21 protein-coding genes and 2 pseudogenes are annotated in these 23,542 nt (G+C 60.9%); 12 read left to right on the top strand and 11 right to left on the bottom strand.

Annotated elements, in window-relative coordinates; all coding sequences use genetic code 11:
• Window positions 1-53: 53 nt before the first annotated feature.
• Window positions 54-1,421 (bottom strand): DUF1329 domain-containing protein, encoded by a 1,368-nt coding sequence (locus PDMSB3_RS31030; RefSeq protein WP_165188745.1) that lies wholly within the window; start codon window positions 1,419-1,421, stop codon window positions 54-56.
• Window positions 1,422-1,529: 108 nt separating this feature from the next.
• Complete coding sequence (locus PDMSB3_RS31025; protein ID WP_165188743.1) at window positions 1,530-3,230, bottom strand: DUF1302 domain-containing protein; 1,701 nt, start codon at window positions 3,228-3,230, stop codon at window positions 1,530-1,532.
• 919 nt (window positions 3,231-4,149) lie between these two features.
• Here PDMSB3_RS31025 and PDMSB3_RS38245 point away from each other — a divergent pair.
• A pseudogene (locus PDMSB3_RS38245) lies at window positions 4,150-4,776 on the top strand (NAD-binding protein); the annotation flags it as partial.
• Between the two features lie 98 nt (window positions 4,777-4,874).
• On the opposite strand, the gene PDMSB3_RS31015 reads toward PDMSB3_RS38245, so the two are convergent.
• From PDMSB3_RS31015 to PDMSB3_RS31005, 3 genes are read right to left on the bottom strand one after another with little or no spacing between them, the layout of a single operon-like run.
• Window positions 4,875-5,570, bottom strand: a complete 696-nt coding sequence (locus tag PDMSB3_RS31015; protein WP_165188739.1) for a hypothetical protein — start codon at window positions 5,568-5,570, stop codon at window positions 4,875-4,877.
• A gap of 16 nt (window positions 5,571-5,586) precedes the next feature.
• On the bottom strand, window positions 5,587-6,795 hold the full coding sequence (locus PDMSB3_RS31010) for a hypothetical protein (protein ID WP_165188737.1): 1,209 nt from the start codon (window positions 6,793-6,795) through the stop codon (window positions 5,587-5,589).
• Window positions 6,774-7,856 carry a hypothetical protein gene (locus PDMSB3_RS31005; protein WP_165188735.1) on the bottom strand — a complete coding sequence of 361 codons (1,083 nt, stop codon included), beginning with the start codon at window positions 7,854-7,856 and terminating at the stop codon, window positions 6,774-6,776. Before PDMSB3_RS31005 ends, PDMSB3_RS31010 begins: the two co-directional genes overlap by 22 nt.
• Before the next feature lie 401 nt (window positions 7,857-8,257).
• On the opposite strand from PDMSB3_RS31005, the gene PDMSB3_RS31000 reads away from it, so the two are divergent.
• Window positions 8,258-8,530, top strand: coding sequence for a DUF1488 family protein (locus PDMSB3_RS31000; RefSeq protein WP_165188733.1), 273 nt, complete (start codon window positions 8,258-8,260; stop codon window positions 8,528-8,530).
• Window positions 8,531-9,546: 1,016 nt separating this feature from the next.
• Here the strand turns inward: PDMSB3_RS31000 and PDMSB3_RS30995 are convergent.
• Both PDMSB3_RS30995 and PDMSB3_RS30990 read right to left on the bottom strand, forming a co-directional pair.
• A complete protein-coding gene (locus PDMSB3_RS30995; RefSeq protein ID WP_165188731.1) occupies window positions 9,547-11,466 on the bottom strand; it encodes an AAA family ATPase in 1,920 nt (639 codons plus the stop codon).
• A gap of 72 nt (window positions 11,467-11,538) precedes the next feature.
• Entirely contained in the window at window positions 11,539-11,901 is a 363-nt protein-coding gene (locus PDMSB3_RS30990; protein ID WP_165188729.1) for a hypothetical protein, read from the bottom strand.
• Window positions 11,902-12,795: 894 nt separating this feature from the next.
• On the opposite strand from PDMSB3_RS30990, the gene PDMSB3_RS30985 reads away from it, so the two are divergent.
• The 4 genes and pseudogenes from PDMSB3_RS30985 to PDMSB3_RS30970 form a co-directional block, all read left to right on the top strand.
• Window positions 12,796-13,230: a helix-turn-helix domain-containing protein gene (locus tag PDMSB3_RS30985; protein WP_165188727.1), complete on the top strand. Its 435-nt coding sequence runs from the start codon at window positions 12,796-12,798 to the stop codon at window positions 13,228-13,230.
• On the top strand, window positions 13,202-13,426 hold the full coding sequence (locus PDMSB3_RS38000) for a winged helix-turn-helix domain-containing protein (protein ID WP_165189686.1): 225 nt from the start codon (window positions 13,202-13,204) through the stop codon (window positions 13,424-13,426). The genes PDMSB3_RS30985 and PDMSB3_RS38000 overlap by 29 nt, the downstream gene beginning before the upstream one ends.
• A gap of 38 nt (window positions 13,427-13,464) precedes the next feature.
• A complete protein-coding gene (locus tag PDMSB3_RS30975) occupies window positions 13,465-13,827 on the top strand; it encodes a hypothetical protein (protein ID WP_154558535.1) in 363 nt (120 codons plus the stop codon).
• A gap of 103 nt (window positions 13,828-13,930) precedes the next feature.
• Window positions 13,931-14,281 (top strand): annotated as a pseudogene (locus tag PDMSB3_RS30970) (winged helix-turn-helix domain-containing protein); the annotation flags it as partial.
• Between the two features lie 19 nt (window positions 14,282-14,300).
• On the opposite strand, the gene PDMSB3_RS30965 reads toward PDMSB3_RS30970, so the two are convergent.
• Entirely contained in the window at window positions 14,301-15,206 is a 906-nt protein-coding gene (locus PDMSB3_RS30965; RefSeq protein WP_007177868.1) for a dihydrodipicolinate synthase family protein, read from the bottom strand.
• A 350-nt stretch (window positions 15,207-15,556) separates the two neighbouring features.
• On the opposite strand from PDMSB3_RS30965, the gene PDMSB3_RS30960 reads away from it, so the two are divergent.
• From PDMSB3_RS30960 to PDMSB3_RS30935, 6 genes are all read left to right on the top strand, one after another.
• Window positions 15,557-16,513, top strand: coding sequence for a 4-hydroxyproline epimerase (locus PDMSB3_RS30960; RefSeq protein ID WP_007177867.1), 957 nt, complete (start codon window positions 15,557-15,559; stop codon window positions 16,511-16,513).
• Window positions 16,510-17,640: an NAD(P)/FAD-dependent oxidoreductase gene (locus PDMSB3_RS30955; protein ID WP_165188725.1), complete on the top strand. Its 1,131-nt coding sequence runs from the start codon at window positions 16,510-16,512 to the stop codon at window positions 17,638-17,640. The genes PDMSB3_RS30960 and PDMSB3_RS30955 overlap by 4 nt, the downstream gene beginning before the upstream one ends.
• Window positions 17,630-17,908, top strand: coding sequence for a 2Fe-2S iron-sulfur cluster-binding protein (locus PDMSB3_RS30950; protein ID WP_007177865.1), 279 nt, complete (start codon window positions 17,630-17,632; stop codon window positions 17,906-17,908). The genes PDMSB3_RS30955 and PDMSB3_RS30950 overlap by 11 nt, the downstream gene beginning before the upstream one ends.
• 124 nt (window positions 17,909-18,032) lie before the next feature.
• On the top strand, window positions 18,033-19,316 hold the full coding sequence (locus tag PDMSB3_RS30945; RefSeq protein WP_165189684.1) for an FAD-dependent oxidoreductase: 1,284 nt from the start codon (window positions 18,033-18,035) through the stop codon (window positions 19,314-19,316).
• 137 nt (window positions 19,317-19,453) lie between these two features.
• Window positions 19,454-20,224 carry an AraC family transcriptional regulator gene (locus PDMSB3_RS30940; RefSeq protein WP_007177863.1) on the top strand — a complete coding sequence of 257 codons (771 nt, stop codon included), beginning with the start codon at window positions 19,454-19,456 and terminating at the stop codon, window positions 20,222-20,224.
• Window positions 20,225-20,234: 10 nt separating this feature from the next.
• Window positions 20,235-20,564: a hypothetical protein gene (locus tag PDMSB3_RS30935; RefSeq protein ID WP_007177862.1), complete on the top strand. Its 330-nt coding sequence runs from the start codon at window positions 20,235-20,237 to the stop codon at window positions 20,562-20,564.
• A gap of 110 nt (window positions 20,565-20,674) precedes the next feature.
• Here the strand turns inward: PDMSB3_RS30935 and PDMSB3_RS30930 are convergent, their stop codons facing one another.
• The 3 genes from PDMSB3_RS30930 to PDMSB3_RS30920 all read right to left on the bottom strand — a co-directional run bounded on the left by PDMSB3_RS30930 (window position 20,675) and on the right by PDMSB3_RS30920 (window position 23,500).
• On the bottom strand, window positions 20,675-20,935 hold the full coding sequence (locus PDMSB3_RS30930; protein WP_007177861.1) for a hypothetical protein: 261 nt from the start codon (window positions 20,933-20,935) through the stop codon (window positions 20,675-20,677).
• Window positions 20,936-21,093: 158 nt separating this feature from the next.
• Complete coding sequence (locus tag PDMSB3_RS30925; RefSeq protein ID WP_007177860.1) at window positions 21,094-21,426, bottom strand: hypothetical protein; 333 nt, start codon at window positions 21,424-21,426, stop codon at window positions 21,094-21,096.
• Window positions 21,427-21,616: 190 nt separating this feature from the next.
• Window positions 21,617-23,500, bottom strand: coding sequence for a bifunctional sugar phosphate isomerase/epimerase/4-hydroxyphenylpyruvate dioxygenase family protein (locus tag PDMSB3_RS30920; RefSeq protein WP_165188723.1), 1,884 nt, complete (start codon window positions 23,498-23,500; stop codon window positions 21,617-21,619).
• Between the last annotated feature and the right edge of the window lie 42 nt (window positions 23,501-23,542).

The following is a 23,542-nucleotide window of genomic DNA, read 5'->3' as shown; positions in this document are numbered from 1 at the left end:
TCGGTGACGCGCCGGCCGGACCGAATCGGTCCGGCCGGCGCGGCCGTACCGCTTTAGCGCACGCCTGCGCTCTGCAACGCTTGCGGCGTGTAGTACGCCTGATTCGGCAGTTCGTCGTACGGGATCATGTGAGTGGCTGGATCGCCCTGGTCCGCGATCACCGCGTAGTTGCCCTTCGTCAGGTCGTAAGCCACCTGGATCGGCTGGCCCACGCGAGGCTTGTCGTAGGGAATGATGTCGAGCGTATAGGCGGTGCGGTAGAGCGCATTGCTCTGGTCATACGCGTCATACGCCACGATCAGCCACGTGTCTTCGTCGATGTAATACGTGCGATGGCTGTAGACATCACGTTGACCCGGCTTGAGGGTCGCCTCCACGACCCAGACCCGGTGCTTTTCCCAACGCACGACATCCGGATTGGCGAACTTGTCGCCCACCAGATTCGGCGACTGGTAGGCGCGATAATTGTTGTACGGCACGATCATTTCCTTCTCGCCCGCGAGCTTGAAATCGAAGCGGTCCATGCGCCCCTGGAAGCCGCCGATTTCGTCGAACAGCAGCGTGCCGCCGATCCCGGCCATCGGTGTGTCGTATTTCAGTTCGGGCGCCACGCGCACGCGCCGCTGTCCCGGCATGTAGATCCAGGTGGTGTCGTCCTGGTCGCCGTTGTTGGAGCTGTATTTCGCCAAATACAACTGGCCGACCTGCGAAGCCGGACCGAAGAAGTTCGTGTAGGTCAGGCGGAAGTACAGGTCGTTCAATTTGCTCGCGTTGCGGTCGTAGAACGGATAGATGAACTTGGATTCCTGATCGCCCATCAGCGTCTTGTGGCCCGCTTCGTCGACAAAGATGGTGCGGAAGCGGAAGTCGGTGCGCACGCCCTGATAGCGCATGTTTTGATTCCACATCACCTCGTAGCCGTCTTTCGGAATCGGGAACGGAATGCAGCCGAACGCACCTTCCACGCCGTCGCCCTTGACCTTGCCGACAAGCTTGGCCGTGGTCGCGCAGCCCACCGTGTTCTTCAGCACCCAGTCCGGATAAGTCATGGTGCGGCGCGTTTTGTACACGTCGACGCGAAAGCCCGGGAGGCGGTCGAGCAGTGCCTTGGTGCCGGGCGTCAGTTCGTCGGCATACTTGGCCTGATTCGCTTTGGTGATCGATTCGATCGGCTTGTCGTCCTTGAACGGATCGGGATAGCGGCCGCTGCCGGGTTTGAAGTCGGCGGGGATCGCGAGATCCTTCACGCCGCCCGTGTAGGCGGGGATCGAACCGTCCGCGTTGCCGGCCTTCTTCGCGCCGAATTCGGTGAGCTTGCCGGCGCCCAGCTCTTTGGCTTCGTCGGCGCTGACCGCCGCGAGCACGGGCCCACTGGCGGCGACTGCCGTCGCCATCGTTGCCAGTACCATTGCGAGTTTCATGCTTGTCTCCAGAATATGTGTCGGAAAAACCCGTCGGGTGCGGACGGATTTCTTATCCGGCCGCTCATGACGGCGTCCGTGACGGAAAGCGGCCAGCACCCTTGCCGGTCAGAATGAAGAAGAAAACGTCAGCGAAACCCAACCTTTGTCGTTGTAGAAATACGGACCGTTGCCCGTTGCGTAATACGACGGACCTCCGCTCGGCAAACCGTTGGCGAGACCGAAGTTGGTCTGGCCGCCTGCGTGCGAGTGATAGCCGTTGTATTGCAGCGTGACGTTGTATTTGTTCTGAATCAGCGCGTGCAGGCCGAAGGTGTAGATCATCGACCCCTGGTTGGTGCCGCCCAGACTCGGTGTATTGCCCCATAGGCCGTACTGGATGAACATCGGCGCGTCGATGTCGACGCCCGGAAATACCTGCAGCCATTGCGGATCGAACTGAACTGCCAGCGCAACCGAATTGTTGGTGGAGCAACCGGACCACTTGCTGCCGCTCGGACATTCGACCGAGTTGCCGACGCCGTTGTAGAGCGCGCCGTTGCTGGTGGTTTTGACCTTCTGGGTGAATGCGATTTCAGCCAGCGCGCTACCCGTGTTCCAGAACGGCGTGCGCGACAATCCCGCCAGCACGTTACCGATTACGTTGATGACGTCGCCGCGCGCGCCTTGCTGACCGCTCAGGTCGCTCGCCAGCGGGCCGGTGCCGCTGTTCAACGCCGTGTTATGCCGGTAGGACACTTCGAAGCCGGTGCTGAAATCGCCGATCTGGCGATCGAGACTCATGCCGTACAGCTTCACGTTCGAGCCGTAGGCCAGGTGATAGTTGGGCGCACCGGTTGCCGGATTCACGCCGAGCAGCACCCACGGCTGCGTTTCCGTGAGATTGCGGTAATAGAAGCCGAACGTGCCGCCGAGCCATTGCGGAGCCCAGGTGACTTTGGCGCCGTAGTCGTTATGAAAACCATTGTTCGGCATCACGTCGTTCCCGCGTGGAACCACGCCCTGCAACAGGTTCGGCCCCTGGAAGCCGAAGCCGACCGTGCCCAGATAGGTGCCGCCTTCAGGCAGGCGGGTCGGCATGTATTCCGCGAAATACTGCGCGGCGAGGCCGACCGTCGGTGTCAGCTGCGTCTCGAACAGGATTTGGGCGCGCGGGATCGCCAGTTCCTTGGCCTGAGTGCCCGGCGAGGCCGCGCCCTTGATGTTGTCCGAGGCGCCTTGACCGTAGTTGATGCCCTCGCTGCCGAAGATCAGCGCGTTGCCCCAGTACTGCGTCAGGCGCCCGACCTTGATCGCGCTCGGCTGGCCGTTGATCTCGAACTTGTAGAACACGAACGCATCCAGCAGATCCGCGCCTTGCTGGTAATAGCGCTCGGTGTAGCTGCTGTAGTGATTGCCGCTGTACGAGTTCAGACTGGAATACGGCACGCCGGGGTAGGCCATGCCCGGGTTGTTGTTCACGCCGCCGCCGTACGCAAAATCCTTCCATAGCGACGCGCTGATCCGGAACCCGAATTTGTCGCGGTACACGGCATCGAACTCGCTCAGGTCTGACACGCGGTTCGTCACGATGTCGCCTGCGTGCTTGAACTTGTATTCCGATTCGCTGTAGAGCGGGTTATTGCCGATCGAGTCATTGGTGCCTTGGGCGCGCATGCCCAGGTTGTAGCTGATCGTGTTGTCCCAATTGATGTTCAGATCGGGGTTCGAACTGAGTTGCATGGCGCCGGCCGTTGCAGCCCAGCATCCCAGAGCCATCGCAATACCGAGGCTCATGCGGTTTTTCTCGAATCTGGCGCAGCTGCTCATTCCCTTCATCTCCTTGTCTCCGTGGCTCCCTGGCGGGGCTGGGTTTTTGTTTGACGCTGGCGACGGCACGGTGCTGCTGGCCTCGTGGGTTCCACGCTGCCGCCCAGGGAATTAGACACAGTGTTCAACTCTGTGCAGTCTGCTCGTCGGGACTGATTGGATTCGCCTGGATTCGGAATTGAATTCTATAGATAGAATTTCAGCTCCGACTCTCTCGTTTTCCCTTATTCGAAACAAAAATAAGGAACATGTTCATATAAGAGCCGCTGACGTGGACGAAGATCCGATGTGGCGCAGACTCGGGCTGAGGCGGGCTGAGCACGGCCCAGCATATGGCGCAGGGTGGTTCGACGTGTGGAATAGCCCGCTGGGACTGGAATGAAGGGTGGGATTGCATGCTCGACCGTCGGGAGGTGACACCGGCCAGTCGGACCGTCCGCTGGCTCTTTATTAAGTTGATCACCAGAATCAAACCTGTTCAACTTATCCGCTATCAGGAGTTACCCGGCCTTTTGGGCGCCCCTGTACAGGCACTATCCAGAGATACCCTGGAGATGTGACCAAATAACAGACACATTTAAGCTATATGTTCATAATCTCCGGGAAGTTGACGACGGTGTTCGATGGCGCGCGGCCGTCGGCGACGGATAAACCCGTCAACTCGTCACAGGAAGGATCGATGGCGTTTCGTGAGCATTACGACTATGTGATTGTCGGAGCAGGCTCGGCGGGCTGTGTGCTGGCCAATCTTTTATCGGCGGATTCAGGCGTATCCGTGCCGCTGCTCGAAAGCGGTCCGCCGGATCGCAGCGCGCTGATTCACATGCCGCGCGGCATCGGCAAGATACTGAACCCGGGCGGCTCGCTCGTCTGGAGCTATCGGGCCGCTCAGCGCAGCGGCCGCGATTCGGAAGACTGGTCCGCTCGAGATGCCATGGGCAGGAAGAGGATCCGGGCGCTGGCCGATCGCGGATACTTCAATGCAACGGAAATCAAGGCATGCGACGACGCGGGAATTGGTGCGCTGTTGCCGAAAACACAGACATCAGGTGCGAAGGCGGATGGCCGATTCGATCGGGCTGACTTCATCTACATTGCCCGGGACGACCAGTACCTGTGCCCAGCGGGGCAACGGGCGATATACCGATACACCTCCTTCGAAAGCGTTAATCTGCTGGAGCTGCGAACGTACTGGAGTAGCGCTTGCCCGAAGTGCCCGATGAAAAGCCAGTGCACGCCCGCTGATTATCGTCGTATCCGACGATGGGAACATGAGGCAGTGCTTGAGGTGATGCAGTCACTGCCCGGTAGCCGTCCTTACCAGACCTATTCTGGCAATATCATCCGGAGCGAGTATCGGCCAGGTTTCAAGGCCTCGCTTGGCTTAACTGATCTTCATCTCGCCTCCGAAGCAGCCGAACAGGCTGGCCGCACACTCCCGATGCTCGCTGCCGTCCATGGTCAGATGGCTGAACCTGTCGAGGCGGGCATGGGCTCTCTCGACTGGTCAGCGATCGCGGCTTTGAGGGTAGTTCCGTCAAAGTAGTCCAGCGTTAGGGGTTTGCGCGGGGACCTGCGGTCTGCGATCGGTTTAAGGACGCCTTGCCTGAAGTGAGCGGATCGGTTCTCAAACAGTTACTCGATTCAGAGCTCGTCGTCACGACCGAAACACTTGATAAACATTGGTGTTATTACGGGAAGCAGTGACAAGTCTGTGGTTAAGGAGCCCGTTGCCGTGAGTTCTACGTTTCGCACAAGACCATCGAGATGAAAATCTACACTAGCCTTTTCCAGAACAGCCTCACCGAGTTCAATTGTCTGTGTAAGGTCATCAAACGCGTCAGCGGCCGACGTGATCTCGACTCTCGCCACCGATCTCCCTGCAAATCGTATCTGACCTGCTCGGATTTTCTTGACACGGACTAACTGAAAACCCTTAGCGACTTTAAGCATTTTTAAAAACGCGGCCACGTCTACGACGATAGGCGAAACCGCTAGGCCAAACCCGATTGCGTCCGATAAAAATTGCACAAAGCTTCGAAGGTTGCGAGGCCCCGCCGTTATACGGAGCAGGTAATGCCCTTTCCTAACGCGGAAGAGAACAAATGCGAAGATAGAAAATCTACGGACCTCATTCCGAATTTCATCGCCAAATGGGTCAACATAAATTTCGGTATTATGGACCTCCTCGATAAACTTACCTTCGATTTGTCGGTCGCTTACCGAAATAAGCTCGACACCAGTAGACGCACCGCGTCTAAACCGATGCGTGGACAATGCGTCGGCAATCACGTTGATTCGCTCTTGGGTCGAAACTTCAAACCACTTTGTCTTTATCATGTGCCGCCAACGATTATTATTTAGTTAGCGCCGTTTGTGATTCTTCTAAAGAAGCACCGGAGCTTTCAATTACGGGTTTTTTTGCAGAGACAGCTGGTCTCTTTTTTGTCGACGGTAGCTTCTTTGCGACACCTTGCGAATTGACAGGCAAAGCTGATCGAGCCGCCGCCTCAATCAGCTTGCTTAACTCCCGATCTTCTTCAAGCGTGCATTGTGTTCTGCTAACCGCATATTCATTTGGCCCCATATATCCATAGTAGCCGCGCGGGAGGTAAGAGAATTTTGTGCAGGTCTCTGGCTCAGAAAACTGAGCTTCGAATTCAAATAGATCGGAATCGATTTCAGAATTCCGAGTCGCTTGCCAAATAATTTTTGAGATATAAAACCCACGCTGTGTGAGCGTTTGAAGTTCAGCAGACTGAAGGACACCTTCACCGCGTAACGATGCCCGGGAAATATGTACACCGAGTTGTACGTCTTTCGGGTCCGATTCTTCGGACTCATCAAGCTCCTTTATTTTTACTTTCGGCTTGAATACGTATACATCCGTAACATCATGGCGCTTAAAGCCCGACATCGCGTTTATCAGATCAGCGAAAAATTTCGATCGGACAGAGGGCAACGGCTCATTCTCTAAACTAATTTCGTCAATTTCCAAAACGCCGTCTACTTGCGCCTCTACATTAGAGAGCAGCGTCCGGCACCAGCCGTCGACCTTATCATTTTGAGGGCCGCGCAAAACGAGGTCTTTCCCGGATGTCTCGACCGTAATAATTGCACTCTTGTTGACGACCTGCTTAAATTCACTCTTGTCGAAGTGCATTGTCTTATACCTGACAGAGATCTGGAGAGTACCGTCCTTTTGATAGGACATTGTTGCAGAGTCGTCTTCTTTCTTGATCTGTTCGATGACTGCATGCGCGGCAGTCTCAAAATTCTGCATCTTTGCTTTCGAGATGACGCGGAACGAGGCGATACGCTCTGTTCGGGCCTTCGTGCCGAACAGGCGAGCGAGCAGCTGAAAATCGTTGTAATCGTGCATCAGGCGAGAAAAATGCAGCGCAAGTGCCTCGCGTGAGGTCTGGTGCGAGACGACGATGCCTCTCGACATGAAAAGCTGTCGGAGATCAGAACGCGTCACTTTCGGCTGGTTGAGCGCTTCAAACAACGCCTTGTCGCTTGCGCTATAAATCGACCCAGTTTTCATTTTTCGATCCGATCCCATTTGATGTTTTCCTGCGAGAACGTTGTCTTGCGAACCTCTATCAGCTCAAGTTCGATTTGCTCGAGTCGATGCCGCTTGTACTCGTCGAATTTCCAATCGCTGATGTACATCTCGATGGCGCGCTGAAAATTACTACGGATGCTGGTGTGTGGTGAACTGTGTGCAACCCGGACCCGCAGTGGATGAGATCCATCTAGAATCTGAAAACTCGATAACGTATCGAATAGGTACATGAACTCGTGGTGTGTCGAGCCTGCGCGGTTGTAGTAGATCACGTACCCGGCTGGAAAACGTTCTTCGACTTCCTCGGTTTTCTCGTTGTATTTCTTTACAATCTCGTGGCCAACGATCAAATAAGGGCCCGCGATCATCTCGACCGTGGCAGCCCGCGATTGCTTACTCCCATGAGTTTTATGGAGTTTGAGATCCGGGTAGTGAAAGAAGTAATCTGAAGTGGGAAAAGTGCCTTCCGAATGCAGTCGGTGGGTGTCTGCGATCACAGTCGTCATGTAGGCAATCATCGACGGATCAACGATGTGCAGCACCTGGTTTAGTTCAAGCGGCAATGTTTCTGTCGTTACACCGGGTTCTTCATCTAAGGGATTTTTTGCCTTGGTTTTTTTCTCTTCAAGCATAGCCATGAAGTCGCTGTCATACTCGGCGTCATGGTTGTATACGAACAACATCCCACGCACATCGAGAGATTCGTTTGTCAGGTCATAGCGGCCTGACCATTCCTCGCTCACGCATGCGCAATCTATAGTTTGGGCGAGTGACCGCAGTGCAGATCGGATCGCGCTAGAGGAAATAGATCCTTTCGCGTAGCTCTTCAAGTCAGTATTGAGCAACACGCGGCGACCCAAATAAGGGTCCACGTAATGGAAAACGACGTCTACTGGATGTGTGTGATCTGTTTTTTTCCTTGGCGCATGTTTTTCTTGCTTTACGCACCGGAAGTTTTGGTCGAGTACCGGCACCCGTTCCCATCTAAACCATTCGAATAGCTCTTTCGATATTTTGTTCGCCAACTCAGCGATGCCCGCTGTTTCTCCGCCGCTCATTTGCCCCTCAGTCATAATTTTTATCCGCTTTCAGATCGTATGTCGATCTGATCCCGTTGCGAATGATAGCGAGGGCATGCGGCGGGCACAACGCTTTCTAGGGGGAGACGGTATTGGCGACGCAAGCGTGCGCGGTTCCTGCGATGGTTTGCTTTCGCCTCCCGTAAGATCTCACCGCTACAAGCCGCTTTCAAGTTGCAACAATGTAACTAACTGTCAAGCACAAGTTCATAACCCACAAAACGTCAAACCCAAGTCTGCAAGGGCCGGGGCTCCACTTGGGCGCACCTGAAGCCGCGGCCTGTGGTGGCAATCGTAGTTAGCCGCCAGACGTGTTCTGGTAAATTGCAAACAAGCGGCAGCAACTCAAAAGTTCGCCGATGAATTTGCGAGGTAATGTCATGGACGTTCTTGATTTCGTCCCAACCGTGTCGGCAGACGGAAGCAGAATCACTTTCCGGTTGTCCGATCGGATTGGCTCAGTCGAGTGTGCAATCACACGTGAGGCACTTGAAGCGTATTTCTGGCTGCCGCTAGGCGCCGGCGAAGTCCGCATGCTCAAAACGTTTGCTGATGGCCGAGAGCGCATTATCGCGGTTGCGGAAAGAAAAATGCGGGCGCGGCCCGATCAGCCCGTCCGGCTCACAACCGCTGACTTCCTCGACAAGCGCTAGGCCGCCCGCGGACGACGTTTGCACCGCAAACCGCAAATTGCCCCTGCATGGGCACCGGGATGACGAAGGACCGGTACCACCGCAATAAAAAGCACGATCGTTCAGATGTTGCTAATTTCTTTTATGGAAAATCCGCGAACGACAGGGAACCCCCCGGTTCTCTGTGCCGTGCGGTCACCAAATGGTACAGGCTTCGACGCAGGCCATTGGACGGCATGGACCTATACCAGCAGCGACCATGGCACGGAGACCTCAACGGCCCTCGTAGCGGTTGCGGTGCGAGGAAGAGGTGGCAGGCGCAGCGGCGATAACACCCGTTGAACGAAACCGCCTCTTGACGGGAGCGGCAGATTCGGTCGGGCAGGGAGGCGTCTGCCGGCTTCTCGGCCTTATGGAAAGCGTCGCATAAGGCCGAGAACCTGCCGTCGTGTCTGAGCATCGTTGGCGGGTTAGCTGCTCGACATTGAGCGACGGGAAAATCGACGTTCAACCGGCATCGGGTTCGCCAGCCTGATCATCGCCAGACCCGCTGGGTCGAGCGCGCACGCGCCTGAGGGGCCCGGCCAGCACCGTGACGTGCTCGGGAAACGGGACCTTGCGTGGCTTCATCGCGCTTTCACGCGTTGCGAGTGCATAGGCCCGCAGGCGCACTTGGAGTTGCTCAGATGTCTCTACCGGCGGCAGCGCCGCTCTTTTACGTCGGGTCATTGGTTAATCCCTCACCAGTTCTCGCGACTTGCTCTGCCACGATTGTGGCACACTGGCGAGGCACTCCCCATTTGTGGTCGTCACGTTAGATCGACAGCATAGCTTCCTGCATGGTCGGGCAGTTGTCATCTGTCATCTCAACTCATCGAGGGAGCGCGGGCCTTGGCTGATAGGCTCTCGGCCTGGCCGGCCTGTAATCCTGGAACTTATCACACCGGAAACGCAATGCCGATACGAATCGGTCGTGGGCAAGGAGACGCTCAGGCTGTCGGAGCTCAGTGCCCTATCGCGAGTGTGCCTCAGACGGTTCAACCAACGGAAATATCCAGTGTTGAGAGCGCTGCGCGCACATCGGCAGTCGTAATAGTGGAGGCTCCCGATTCGATATGGTGTGCCGCAGCCTCGTCGATGAGCCGCTGCAATGCGGCGTCCGTGTCGGCAATCGAGCAGCCCTCAAGCGCCGTGATCACGCATTCCACGGTGTGCCGCGAAATTGCAAAGGTGTCGCCTACTTTGAGCTTCAGCCGGGAGCGGATATAAACCGCGAGCGACTCGCGTGACGGCACGTCAAAGCGGATCTTCTGCTCGAGGCGGCCGCCACGCAAAACCGCCGGATCCAGCGCCTCCGGATGATTGGTAGCCGCAATCACAAGTACGTCAGGCACACGGCCGTCGGCGCCGTCGATCGACGCAAGAATGCGGTTGGTCACGGCTACAGCCGCAGACATGCTTCTATTCCGGAAGACATCATCCGCTTCGTCGACGAACACGATGCACGGCCGCAGGTCCTTCGCCTGCCGGTATAGCTGGCTCCACGCGGAATGGCTGGCGAGAAGCTCGGCGCCGGTTGTCTTGAGAACCACCCATCCGCTGGCTTTTGCGATGGCCATTGCGGCCTGCGTCTTGCCGGTGCCCGGTGGGCCGTAGAACAGTACGCCGCGGGGAAGTGCGCCGCCGAGCTGTTCCATGCGGTGAACATGGCGCAGGCGCAGCGCAAGCCGTTTAAGTTCATCACGCGAGCCCTCGGGCATGATGATTTCGTCGACCGTCTTGACGTTCTCCGGCAGGTGGCCCTTCGACCCCTGGATGCGACGCATGGCCCGCATCGCAATATCGAACGAAACGGGTTCGTTCCCGAAAAGGCCTTCGCGCCGCATGTCGGCAAGTTGAGGTCCCACGGCCATCAGACGGGCAGCACTGAACCCTTCCCAGCGGGCCGCGAGACTCTTAAGCACTGGCATGCTGAGCGCCTTCGGTCCGAACGCATGGAAGACGGTACGCGAAAGCAGCGCTTCGCGTGCTGGCGCGTCTGGCGGTGGCACCTCGATCTTGAAGTCGAAGCGACCTTCGCGCACCGCGGCCCCGTCGAGCCAGTCGAGATCGTTAGTGGCGGCGACCAGGATAATTCGGGTGCCGCGCAGACGGACGATCTCGGTGAGCATCGTGTTCGTCAGATCGCGATCCATGTGGTGGGCGTCGTGCCTTGCCTTGATGAATCCGTCCACCTCGTCAATCAGGAGGACAGCCTGACCTAGCTGGGTGGCCTGCGCAAAAGTGGCCTTCAGGCGCTCAGGTGTTTCATTGACCCACTTCGAGGCGATGTCCTGATAGGCAATCGAGAAGAAGGGGACCTGTAACTCTCCGGCGAGTGCTTCGGCAAACATGGTTTTTCCATTGCCGGGTTCGCCGGACAGGAGGATGCCGTTTCTCGCCTGAGCGGGGTTGGCAAGGATGTCGCGCGCCGCGTTGAGTAACCTGTTCTTTGTGTCAGCCATGCCGGTGATGGCGTCAAGGGCGAACCGGGCGCGCAGTACGCGGTCGTCCAGGGCGTATGCCCGCTGGGGTGCCGGTTGACCTGGTGCATCCTGTGCCCCCGAGCGTGGGACGGGCTGTTGTACGGGGCGCTGGGTGGGTTGGCCGGTCCTGCCGTACCCGCGCCCGGCACACAATGCCATCCACAGTACGATTCCGACGCCGAGCAGGCCGGCGCTCGGCACGGAATACTGACCGATCGCAAGCATAAGGATGGCGACGGTCCCGGTGACCATCAGCCAGCGGGCAGCGCGGACAAAGTGATGAAGCGCGAGCGTCAGGCCCGTGCAGGCCAGCATCGCGAGCAGCCGGTGCCCGTCATGGAGGTGAAGAACCGATCCAACGCCGGCGCCCATGAGGGTGCCAGTCAGGATCGAAGGGAACAGACGGGCCGTGAATACGATGGCATCCTTCATGGATGACTCTCCGTACAAGCAGGTGGGTTACAGGGAAGAGACTGAATTGGGGCGTGGAAGAACCCGGAACGTCTAGCGGTACATGGGCATGATCTCGTCCTCGATCATGCTGTACAGGTCGTCGCGGATGAACTGCGCGAACTGCGCGCGTTCGAAGAAAACCGCGGTGAGGAGAAGGGCCGTGAATCCGATTGAGCAGCCCTTGATCATGTCGATGACCCCGAGGGCAAACCCGTGTGCCAGCGCCGGACAGGCATCCTGAAGTCCACCTAGGCCAAGCAGGATTCCAAGACACGAAGTGCAGGACATGAAAACCGGCGCGAAGAACATCAGTGTCGCAAGGGTGTTGCAGAATGCCCTGACCGGACGGGGGAGGCACGCATGGTCCGGATGGATGAAGGAAAACAGTGACGTTTGTCGCTGATGGTTTTGCATATGGAGCTCCGTTTAGATAATGAACTGGATCTGTTGGTCCCGTCGCGACGGCTCGTCGTGCGGCAACAGATCCAGGTTCCCATGGACCAGAGGAAAAGCAAGTTGACGCGGACTAGCGAAGCACGATGAGTGGGCGACCTCGTCTGGGCAGCCACTGACGAGGTGCCGGATGCCGACGGCGCGTACATTTGCGCATCGGCCTGGTTGTGCGACGCCGGTTCTGCCGCAGCATGCGTCGCGAGTGCGAGATAGGGCGCCTGAGGTCAGCACTCAGGCGCCTGTACCAGGCTTCAATCGCTTCGGGCGGGATGCTGCCATCGATATAGCCGGTGACGCGCGAGTCGGTCACGACTTTGATGACCTCGCGGCCATTGGCCGCGGTAAAGCGTGTGGTTTCCAACTGGTATCTCCTTGCGTGTGCCGTTGACATGTCACTTGCGCGTGCGGCGTCGTAACCACCGTGCGAGGAGGATGAATGGCGAGAAGTAGTCAGCGAGGCACTGTCGGCATTCTTCGACGAATACCTGCCAGAGATTCTTTTGCGGATTGCCCATGGGGATCCTTGAATAGGTTGGTTTGCCGGAGTAATCCGCCTTTGGAGACAGAAGCCGTCCGACCGCTGGCCTCGCACGTTGATGCTTTGTGAGGACAAGTCCAGAATCACATGGAGTTCCGCAGATGCAAGGCAGGGCGCGTGGCACCAATTCGTCTCATGAGCGCGCCGCCGCCCGGGAGCGGTTAATCTTTAGACTGTGGGTAAGCGAGCGAGCCAGAGAGTGCCCGTTGATCAGTTAAGAGGAGGGCCGGGAAGCCGCCGGATGCAGAACCGACGGTCGCGTCTTCGGAAATTGCTAACCTGTGCAAGAATGGGTTATCAGATCACGCCTATCTCTCATGAGCTCCACCTCCAAACTAACGCCGACTGCCGCGAAGAGAATTCAGGCGGCCCAACTGCTGGCCGGCGGTGGTAGCCCCGAGAGCGTCGCGCTGACAGTAGGTCTATGCGTCGAGTCGGTCAAACGACATAAGGCCGTTCTCGACATGAGAGGCGTTGCGGCTCTCGACAAAATGAGCGTGGGTGGGGGAAAGTCCGCTTTGGACGAGGAGGCACGTGCGTGGATCGTCGACGCCGTTCGTGGGTCTCCGCGCCGTCATGGCTTCGAGGTTGATCGGTGGTCAAATCCGGTACTGCAGGCAGTTATCGAACGCCAGTTCGGCCAGCGGTTTTCCATCGTCTATGTCAGACAGCTGACAATCAATCTAGGCGTGCACGACCGGGATGCGATGATGCAAAACGCCCATCCGGCGGGCTCCGGGCATAGTCGATGATCAGGCGCTTTCATGGATCGCTGCGGCACTTCGACACTCGCCCAGGCTGCACGATTTCGACTCCGATCTCTGGACCAACCAACGTCTCGGAACGATCATCGAGAGGAAGCTCGGCGTACGCTACTCGCGCAGTCACGTCTGGAAGATCGCAACGGACCTGGGGCTGTCGCACCTCCTGAGCAAGGCCCGCAAATGACGGCATCGCAAGGTTCAGGTGTCCCACCAGCCGGAGGCGTGGGCGAAGAAGCCCGCGCCGAACTGCTCTGCTATCTCGTCGTTGCCGAGCTGGTCGCTCGGGCGCGCACCGGCGAATGGCTGCGCACGGACCATCTGGTGGAATCAGGACGCATCTGGTGCAAGGCAAACGGAGCGCACCTTGATTGGCAGGAACGCATCCCGCTCGGACAGATGGCGCCCGGGCTCGCACCACAGGTCATGGAGACGTTTGGCCTCGTGATGGAGCGATCGCTGGTGCCGCTCTTTATCGACGGCTGGATGCTCGACTACGCGTCGCCGGTGGTTTGCGGCATCCACGAGGTATGCGCGGCCCGGCTGAGCCGCAGATACGCCGTTTTGCCTGTTCAAAACCCCTCGTAACTCTTTGATTTTATTGGGACGCTATAGGACGTTTTTGCACCTGAAAACAGGTGCAAAAAACTGGGCTATGTCATTGAATACGTGTGGATTTTTTGATTCGCCGGGGATGTACCATTTCGATACGCGCCGCCAGCTCGTCATGCTGCGCGGCCAGCCGGTCCAGCTATCCGGCACCCAATACCGGCTGGCATCGCTGTTCTTCTCCAACATCGGCCGCGTGCTGTCGCGCGATCACATCTTCGCGATGGTATGGGGACGCGAGTTTCGCGAGTTCACCCGCACGATCGACAGTCACGTTTCGCGGCTGCGCCTGCTGCTCGAAATCGAGCCGCAAAACGAGTTCCGGCTGCAACCGGTCTACAAAAGCGGCTACCGGTTGCTGCATCTGCGCCACGGCGAATCCGCCGATGCCGATGCCAGCGCCGGCGCTGATGCCGAGAAGCAGGCAGCCTGAGGCCAGTCCGGCCGTCAGATCAGATCTGCGGCAGCGCCGGCCGCGTTTCGAGCGCCTTGCGAATCAACGCTTCGACGGCCTTGCGTTCGTCGCCGGCCAGCGGCAGACGCGGCGGGCGCACCGGCTCGGTGCCCAGTCCGACGATTGCTTCGGCGAGCTTGATGTTCTGCACCAGCTTCGCCGAGACGTCGAGCGCGAGCAGCGGCGCAAACCAGCGGTAGATCGCCCGCGCTTCCTCGAAGCGCCCCGCCTTCAGCAGCTTGTAGATCACCACCGTCTCACGCGGAAACGCGCACACGAGACCGGCCACCCAGCCATGCGCGCCCATCAGTATCGCTTCCATCGCGAGATTGTCGACGCCGCAGAGAATCGCGAAGCGGTCGCCGACCGCGTTGATCAGGTCGGTCACGCGCCGCACGTCGCCACATGATTCCTTGATCGCGACGACCTTCTTCTCGTCGGCGATCTCCGCGAACATGTCGGGCGTCATGTCGACGCCATAGGCGAGCGGATTGTTATAGATCATCAGCGGCAGCGCGCTCGCGTCGGCGACACTGCGGAAATGGTGCAGCGTCTCGCGGCGGTCCGACAGATACCGCAACCCCGGCAACACCATGTAGCCGGCCGCGCCGTGACGGCTGCCGGCTTCGGCCTGGCGGCACGCGTCGAGCGTGCTGTTTTCGGCGATCGTCAACAGAACGGGTACACGGCCGCGCGAGGCCTCGACGGCGATGTCGAGCACACGCAGCTTCTCATCCAGCGAGAGCGTCGACGCTTCGCCCAGCGATCCGCACACGATGATGCCGTCCACACCCGCGTCGATCTGCGCCTCGATATTCTTGCCGGTCCATGCGCGGTCTATGCTGAAATCCGCGTTGAATTTGGTGGTGACTGCGGGCAATACGCCTTCCCAGATATGCGCCACGACTGCTCTCCTGAATGTGATGTGTTCAAGCGCAGTGTAAGCAGGGAAAATCCTGCCGTCTTGCGCGAATCGCGCGCAGCGAATGACGATTTCAGCACAGCCGTTTTGCTTGAAGCATCGCTGGATCAAGGCAGTCGGCCCGTTCCGATATGTGGGATGGGGTGCGTCCAAAGCGCATTGCAAGCGCGACCCGATGCGTTCTGGATAACCTGCTTCAGGCGCCAAACAGACGTTCCCAAGCTATGATCTGCGAGGAGTAAAAAAGCCACCGCAGCATCGCCTCGCTATGCCGAAATCGTCACAATCCGCGCGCAAGCACACCAAGACTCGGCCGTGCGCGGTTTCTTACCATGAGCACCATGAAAACCTTGGACATCATCGACTCGCACACCGGCGGTGAACCGACCCGCCTCGTGGTGTCGGGCGGCCCGGATCTCGGCGGCGGCACGCTGGCGCAACGGCTCGACGTATTGCGCACACAGTTCGACGACTGGCGCGCGGGCGTCGTTACCGAACCGCGCGGCTCGGACGTCATGGTGGGCGCGTTGCTCTGCGAGCCGGACGACCCGACGTGCGCCGCCGGCGTGATCTTTTTCAACAACGTCGGCTATCTCGGCATGTGCGGACACGGCACGATCGGTCTCGTCGTTTCGCTGGCGCACCTGGGACGGATCAAGCCGGGGCGTCACCGGATCGAGACGCCGGTCGGCGTCGTCGAAGCGACGCTCAACGAGGACGGCAGCGTGGCCGTGCGCAACGTGCCGGCCTATCGCTATCGCGAGTCCGTGCGGGTGGACGTGCCGGGCCACGGCGTGTTGACGGGCGATATCGGCTGGGGCGGCAACTGGTTCTTTCTCGTGGCCGACCACGGCTGCGCGTTGGACGCATCGCGTATCGGCGAATTGACGGTGTTCAGCGGGGCGATCCGCGACGCGCTGATCGCGCAGCGCATCACCGGCGCGGAGGGCGCGTTGATCGATCACATCGAGCTCTTCGGCCCCGGTTCGCGCGACGGCATCGACAGCCGCAGCTTCGTGCTGTGTCCCGGCAACGCGTATGACCGCTCGCCATGCGGCACGGGCACGAGCGCCAAGGTGGCCTGTCTCGCGGCCGACGGCAAACTGGCCGAAGGCGCGGTGTGGCGGCAGGAGAGCATTATCGGCAGCGTGTTCGAGGCGAGCTATCGCCATGCCGGCGATGGCGTCCATGTGATTCCCACCATTACCGGCCACGCGTACATCACCGCGCAGGCGCGCCTGTGCTTCGACGAGCGCGATCCCTTTGCCTGGGGCATCCGCACGGCATGACGGCGGACGTGGTGGTCGTCGGGGCGGGCATTGTCGGCGCGGCGTGCGCGGCGGAACTGGCGGCGCTCGGCATGCGGGTCGAAGTGCTGGACGCGCAGGGCATTGGCGGCGGCACGACGGCGGCGGGCATGGGCCACCTCGTCGTCATGAACGACTCGCCGGCGGAGTTCGCGCTCAGCCGCTATTCGCGAGACTTGTGGCTCGACCTCGCGCCGCGGCTGGGAGCGCGCGACGCGTTCGCGCGCTGCGGCACGCTCTGGGTCGCCGCCGACGAAGAAGAGTGGCAAGCCGCCCGCGCCATGCACGCCGCGTTCGAGGCGCAAGGCATTGCCGCGCAACTGCTCGATTCGACGGCGTTGCGGACTTGCGAGCCGGCGCTGGCGGCACCAATGGCGGGCGGTTTGCGCATCGAGCACGACAGCATCGTGTATGCGCCGACTGTCGCCGAGTGGCTGCTGACGCAATCGCCGGCCGCCGCGAATATTCGCGTGCGCCTCGGCACGACGGTGACGTCGATCGGCGCGAGCGGCGTTACGCTTGCCGATGGCGGGCGTGTCGGCGCGGCGCATGTCGTCGTCGCCAACGGTCTCGGCGCGCGGCAGCTGGTGCCGTCGCTGCCGCTGCAGCCGAAAAAGGGCCACCTGCTGATCACGGACCGCTATCCCGGCCTGATCCGGCATCAGTTGCTCGAACTCGGCTACATCAAGAGCGCGCATCACGCGGCCGGCACCTCGGTGGCGTTCAACGCGCAGCCGCGGCCCACGGGGCAGTTGCTGATCGGGTCTTCGCGCCAGTTCGACAGTACCGATCCCGCCGTCGACCTGCCCGTGCTCGCGCAAATGCTGCAGCGTGCCGCGCGCTATCTGCCGGCGCTGCCGACACTCAACGGCATTCGCGCGTGGACCGGCTTTCGCGCGGCCACGCCGGACGGACTGCCGCTGATCGGCGCGGCCGGCGATTTCGCGCCCGGCGTGTGGCTCGCCGTCGGTCACGAGGGCCTGGGCGTAACGACCTCGCTCGCTACCGCGAAACTCCTTGCCGCGCAGATCGTGGCGGGCGTTGCGCCGATTCCTGTCGAGCCTTATCTGCCCGGTCGTTTTGCCAGGAAGGTGGCCTATGAATCGTAGCGGCAGCGCGGCAACCATCTGCCTGACGATCGACGGCCAGCGCATCGCCGTCGAGGCCGGCACGACTGTGGCCGCGGCGCTCGCTCTGGCGGGCGTTGGCAGCACGCGGATGTCGGTGAGCGGGCAGCCTCGCGCCGCGTTGTGCGGCATGGGCGTGTGCCAGGAATGTCGCGTGACGATCGACGGCCGGGCGCATGCGCTGGCGTGCCAGACCCTGTGCCGGGAAGGTCAGATCGTTCGTACCGACGATTCGATGGACATGCGATGAGACGGCGATTAGGCATGGTCGCCAGGAAAGCCCACCTGGCCGGATTGGACGAAGTGGCGGGCACACTATGAAACAGCAAGTCGACACCGTCGCCACGGGAATCCGCCGGACGCCCGACCACACTATGAGACACCACTTCGATATCGTCGTCGTTGGCGCGGGGCCAGCGGGCCTGAACGCAGCGCATGCCGCCGCGCGCACGGGCGCCTCGGTTGCGCTGCTCGACGACAACCCACGCGCGGGCGGCCAGATCTGGCGTCAAGGTCCGGGCTACGCGCCGCAAGCGCCGTTGCACAACCTCCTCACCGCGATAGGTGGACAGGCCAACATCTCGCACTGGCCGTCCACTCGCGTGATCGCGCCGCTAGGTCCGCGCGGGCTGCTGCTCGAATCGGCGGAACGTGGTGGCGTGTGCATCACGTACGAGCGCCTGATTCTCGCAACCGGCGCGCGTGAAAGGCTCCTGCCGTTCGCGGGCTGGACCTTGCCCGGTGTGACCGGCGCGGGCGCGCTGCAGGCACTCATCAAAGGCGGCATGCCGGTGCGTGGCGAGCGGATCGTGATTGCCGGCAGCGGTCCTTTGCTGATCGCGGCGCTCGCCACCGCACGCGCGGCCGGGGCGCGCGTGGTGGCGGTGGTGGAGCAGGCCTCGGCGTTCGATGTCGCGCGTTTTGGCGCCTCGCTGCTGGCCGAGCCGGGCAAGTTGCGGCAAGCCGTCGGCATGACGCGCGGGTTCGTGGGCCTGCCGTACTGGACCGACAGCATCGTTGAAGAGGCGCATGGGGACGGCCGCGTCGAGCGCGTCACCATCGCGCGCGGTTCCGGCAGGAAGCGCGTCACGCTCGACTGCGACCGCATCGCCTGTGGCTATGGACTCGTGCCGAACATCACGCTGGCGCAGGCGCTCGGCTGCGCGATCAGTGAGGCGGGCGAGATCGTCGTCGACGACGGGCAGCGTACGTCGGTCGAGAGCGTGTTCGCGGCGGGCGAGTGCACGGGCGTCGGCGGCGCGGAACTGGCCGGTGTGGAAGGCGAGATAGCCGGTCTCGTTGCGAGCGGCGCTACGGGCCACACCGCACTCGATACACAACGGGCCCGATGGCGCCGCTTCGGCCGACGTGTCGACACCGCTTTCGCCCTGCGGGACGCCGCGCGCACGCCACCTGCCGACACTACGCTGCTGTGCCGCTGCGAGGACGTGCGTATTGGCGAAGTCCGCGAGTTTTCGAGTTGGCGCGACGCCAAGCTGCATACCCGCTGCGGCATGGGCGCCTGCCAGGGGCGAATCTGCGGCGCGGCGGCGAGCCTGTACTTCGGCTGGCAGAGCGCGGCGCCGCGTGCGCCTTTCAGCCCGGCGCAGGTCGGCACGCTGATGGCGATGAATGCGGAGCCGCCGCCAGGCGAATGACCCGTCCGCTTGCATGCCGGCGCATATTGTTCCGCTGCCGCGCGGCCCTATAATCGACCGCACACGCCGGCCGCCCGGCCGCGACGACGAACGCATCCCCGAATGCCCCCACCAACGCACGGACCAACGGGACCCGCATGACGAACACGCTGGCTCATCCGCCCGAAACGGACGACGCAACGCTGTCGGGCATGCTGTCGCACTTCAGGCTGCTCGAGCCGGTGTTCGACGCCATGCCGGACGTCGTGTTCTTCGTCAAGGACGCCGAGGCGCGCTATGCGCTGGTCAACCGCACGCTCGCGTCCCGCTGCGGCTTCAAGGAAAAGACCGCGCTGCTGGGCAAGACCGCCGAGGACGTGTTCCCGCGCCGCTTTGGGCGCATCTACACGGCACAGGACAAGGCGATCATCAACGTCGGTAACCAGTTGATCGATCAGTTGGAACTGCATCTCTATCCCGGCAGACAGCCGGGCTGGTGTCTGACCTGCAAGCAGCCGCTGCGGAATGCGGCCGGCAAGGTGGTCGGCCTCGCCGGCATTTCCCGCGATCTGAAAGCGGACGAAAGCAGTCATCCGGCCTATAGCCGCCTCGCCACGGTGGTGCAGTCCATCCAGGAAAATTACGTCCAGCCTTTGAATCTGAAGCAGCTCGCGGCGATGGCGGATATGTCGGTCGCGCAACTGGAGCGCTACTTTCACAAGGTGTTTCATCTGACTCCGCGCCAGGTGTTGCTGAAGGCCCGGCTGGACGCGGCTACGGCGCTGCTGGTTTCGCACGACAAGGTCACCGACGTCGCCGCACTGTGCGGCTACACCGATCACAGCGCGTTTACGAGGCAATTCAAAGCGACCGTGGGCGTGACGCCGACCGAATACCGCATGCTGCTGCACGGCACTTCGCGGAGCTGAACCGCTGCACATGGCTCGTCGCAAGCATCACTACTATGTGTACGTCGTCGCGCTGGACGACAAGGTGTGGAACGAGGCGCGCTTTCGCCGCGCGAATCCTGACTACCGGTTCGACAAGCCTTGCGTGTATGTGGGAATGACGGGACTGGACCCGGACCTGCGCTTCGACCGGCATAAGGCCGGCATTCAGGCGAATCGCTATGTGCGCGACTACGGTTTGCGGCTCGTGCCCGAGCTATATGAAGTGTTCAATCCCATGCCTTACCGCGGCGCACAGGATATGGAAGTGGAACTGGCGATTGGACTGCGTGAAGCGGGATACGGCGTGTGGCAGGCATGACTTGCGCGATGCGGCCGCGGCTTACGTCGGCGGGTCTGCTCACCGCTCGATGAGGGGAAGGTTCCCGGAGCTGTATGTGCGCGCCTTTGAACCCGGATATCGAATGCGCGTTACTTCACGCCAAGGCCGCGCAGCACTGCGTTGCCCTCAGGCGTCAGACGGATATGGGAAGAACCGGCGTCGCCGGAAACCGTTTCGATCAGGCCGGCTTCGTGAAGCTGCGGAATCTCGGGTTTCGCGGACGCGTCGATCGGTGCGTGCAGCAACAGCAGCAGCGTTGCCAGTTCGTGATGGCTCAGCAGGCGGCGCAGGATGGTAGGCCGCCTGGCCGGCGCCACAGTGTCGTTCGTGTTCGGGTCGGGCTGGTTCATGGTGCGCCCCTTGTGCGGGATAGTGGTGTCGGGTGGATGATGCGGACGAAGTCTTAAACGATTCTTAAGACACCATTATCCTGTAACACCATGACACGAAGATTGCACCGGACCAAGTTACCAATTGTCACACTTACGGCTGCTTCCGCCGCAAAGCCCTATGGGGCGCAGGTTTTGCCCGCCGTCTCAATCCACAGATTATTCACGTGACGCTTGCCCGCATAAAAACGGTAAGTCGTCGCGCCATTGTCGCTGCGCACCTTGACGATATTCGAATCGCCGAAGTCGAGCATCTGGCCTTGCGGAATCGCGGTGGACTTGAACGCGGCGTTGTGGCTGGTCGCCACTTGCGTCATACACGCCACCACGTCGTTGACGGAGCGCTGCGTGGTGGTGTCCGTGACGGGCTCGCCGGCATCCGGATTCTTCTGGAAATACGCGCACGCGCTGAGAAGCAGGGGAACTGACAGGACTACGGCAAACTTCTTCATATCTCTCCTGGCATGACATTCGGCCGACAGTTCGTGCGACGCCCGCACCTGGCACAGCCGCGCGGCATGGGCCGCGAAATCAGGCGCCATTATATCGGGGCGGCGCGGCTGTCCAGCCGATCCCGCACACGCCGTGCCCGGCGGGCCCGGCTCGGCGCTCCCGATGGCGCCAGCCTGCCCAGAGAAAAGCCTATTTGCGGCGCTGCGCCTGCGCGGCGAGCCGCACGGCGGCGTTGGCCGCGCCGTAGCCGTCGTAGCCGCCGCGTCGTTCGACGACTTCCATGAAGAAACGCTGGTCGAGCTGTTCCGTGTAAGCGTGGAAAAATTCGCCGCCGCGCTCGTCGCGGTCGTACAGGATGTTGTTGGTGCGCAGCGCCGCGAGCGTCTCGTCGGGCAATGCGTAACGGGCGGAGAGATCCTCGTAGTAGTTGCGGGGGATGCGCAGCACCGGCAAGCCGTCGCCGACGAACTCGGGAAGCGCGCTGAAAATGTCGGCGGTGCTGAAGGCGACGTGGTTCAGGCCGGAACCGTGATAGGTGTGCAGCGCCTCGGCCACCGCCGTGTGACGGTCTACGGAGGCATTCAACACGATGCGCACCGACCCGTCGTGGCTGCGCAGCGCGCGGCTGCGCACGAGGCCGTACGGATCGGGCACCAGCACGCCCGGCTCGGCGTCGAACCCCAGGGCGGTTCGCAGAAACAGCACCCACGTATCCAGCGAATTCGCCGGCACCGACAGACAGACATGGTCGATGCGGCTGAGCGGTCCCACTTCGCTCGGACCGTTGATGTCGGTGAGGACGAAATCGGCTTCGAACAAAGTGGGCTGATCCGGCGTTTCGTCGACGAAATAGTTCAGGCTGCTGTCCGGCGCCTGTACGGCAGGCAGCACGCGCTCGTTCGGGCCGATCTGCCCGGAGAACGGCGCGTAACCGAAGCCGGCGGCGCGTTCGAACGCCTGATGGGCGTCGTCCACACGAAATGCCGACGCGCACAGCGACAAGCCGTGCTGCTGGAAGAACGCATTGGCGAACGAATCCGGCTCGGCGTTCAGCACGATCGAAGCCGCGCCGTGCTGATAAAGCGTCACCTCTTTCGAACGATGCCGGCCGGCCTCGCGAAAGCGCAGCTTGCCGAGCCAGTCGACGAGTTGTGCGCGCGTGGTGTGGTCGACCGCGAATTCGAGAAACTGATAACCGACGTGCGCAGGCGCCGCGGGTGAGCGGTAAAGCCCGCCCATCGGCTGCTGTGTGGTTTCGAGCAGCGCGCGGGTCTGCTCCTCGAGGAACAGCAGCGAACGATGGCCGTCCGCAGCCGTGATGGTGGTGGGCGCGGCGCGAAAGCCGTCGTTGAAAATCTCCAGTGAAAGCGGCCCGCTATAGCCGGTTTTCACGACCTGCGCGGTGAAACCGGCCAGATCGAGATCACCCTGGCCGGGAAAGCAGCGATAGTGGCGGCTCCATTCGAGCACGTCCATGGTGAGTTTCGGCGCGTCGGCGATCTGCACGAAGGCAATGCGCTCGCCCGGAATGTCGGCGATCCCCTCTACCGAATCGTTCAGCGAAAGCGTGTGGAAGCTGTCGAGCACGAGTCCGAGATTGGGATGATCGACGGCATTCACGAGTTTCCACGCGTGCCGGTAGGTCTTGACGTGCTTGCCCCACGCGAGCGCTTCGTAGCCCGCGATCACCCCGGCCGCTTCGGCGGCGCGGGCGAGCGCGCCGAGTTGGTCGGTCATCAGCGAGTCGTCGCCGATGGTGTCGGTCGACACGTTGCTGCACACCAGAATGCGGACCGTGCCCAGTTCATGCATCACGTCGAACTTGCGCTTTGCGCGCTCGAGGTTGCGTTCGAGGCGCTCAGGGCTCACACCTTCGAAATCGCGGAACGGCTGGAACAGCATGATTTTCAGCCCGAGATCTTCGGCGATGCGCCGCACGTCGGCGGGCGAGCCGTCGAAATACAGCAAGTCGTTCTCGAAGATCTCGACCCCTTCGAAGCCCGCCGCCTGGATCGCGGTCAGTTTCTCGACGAGGGTTCCGCTGATCGACACGGTGGCAATCGAACGTTGCATGGACGGCTCCTGCAAAACAATCAAAACGGCTGTTGGATAAGG

It is taken from the genome of Paraburkholderia dioscoreae (assembly GCF_902459535.1).
Classification (GTDB): domain Bacteria; phylum Pseudomonadota; class Gammaproteobacteria; order Burkholderiales; family Burkholderiaceae; genus Paraburkholderia; species Paraburkholderia dioscoreae.
Note: the sequence above shows the minus strand (reverse complement) of the source record. Positions and strands in the feature narration are given on the sequence as shown.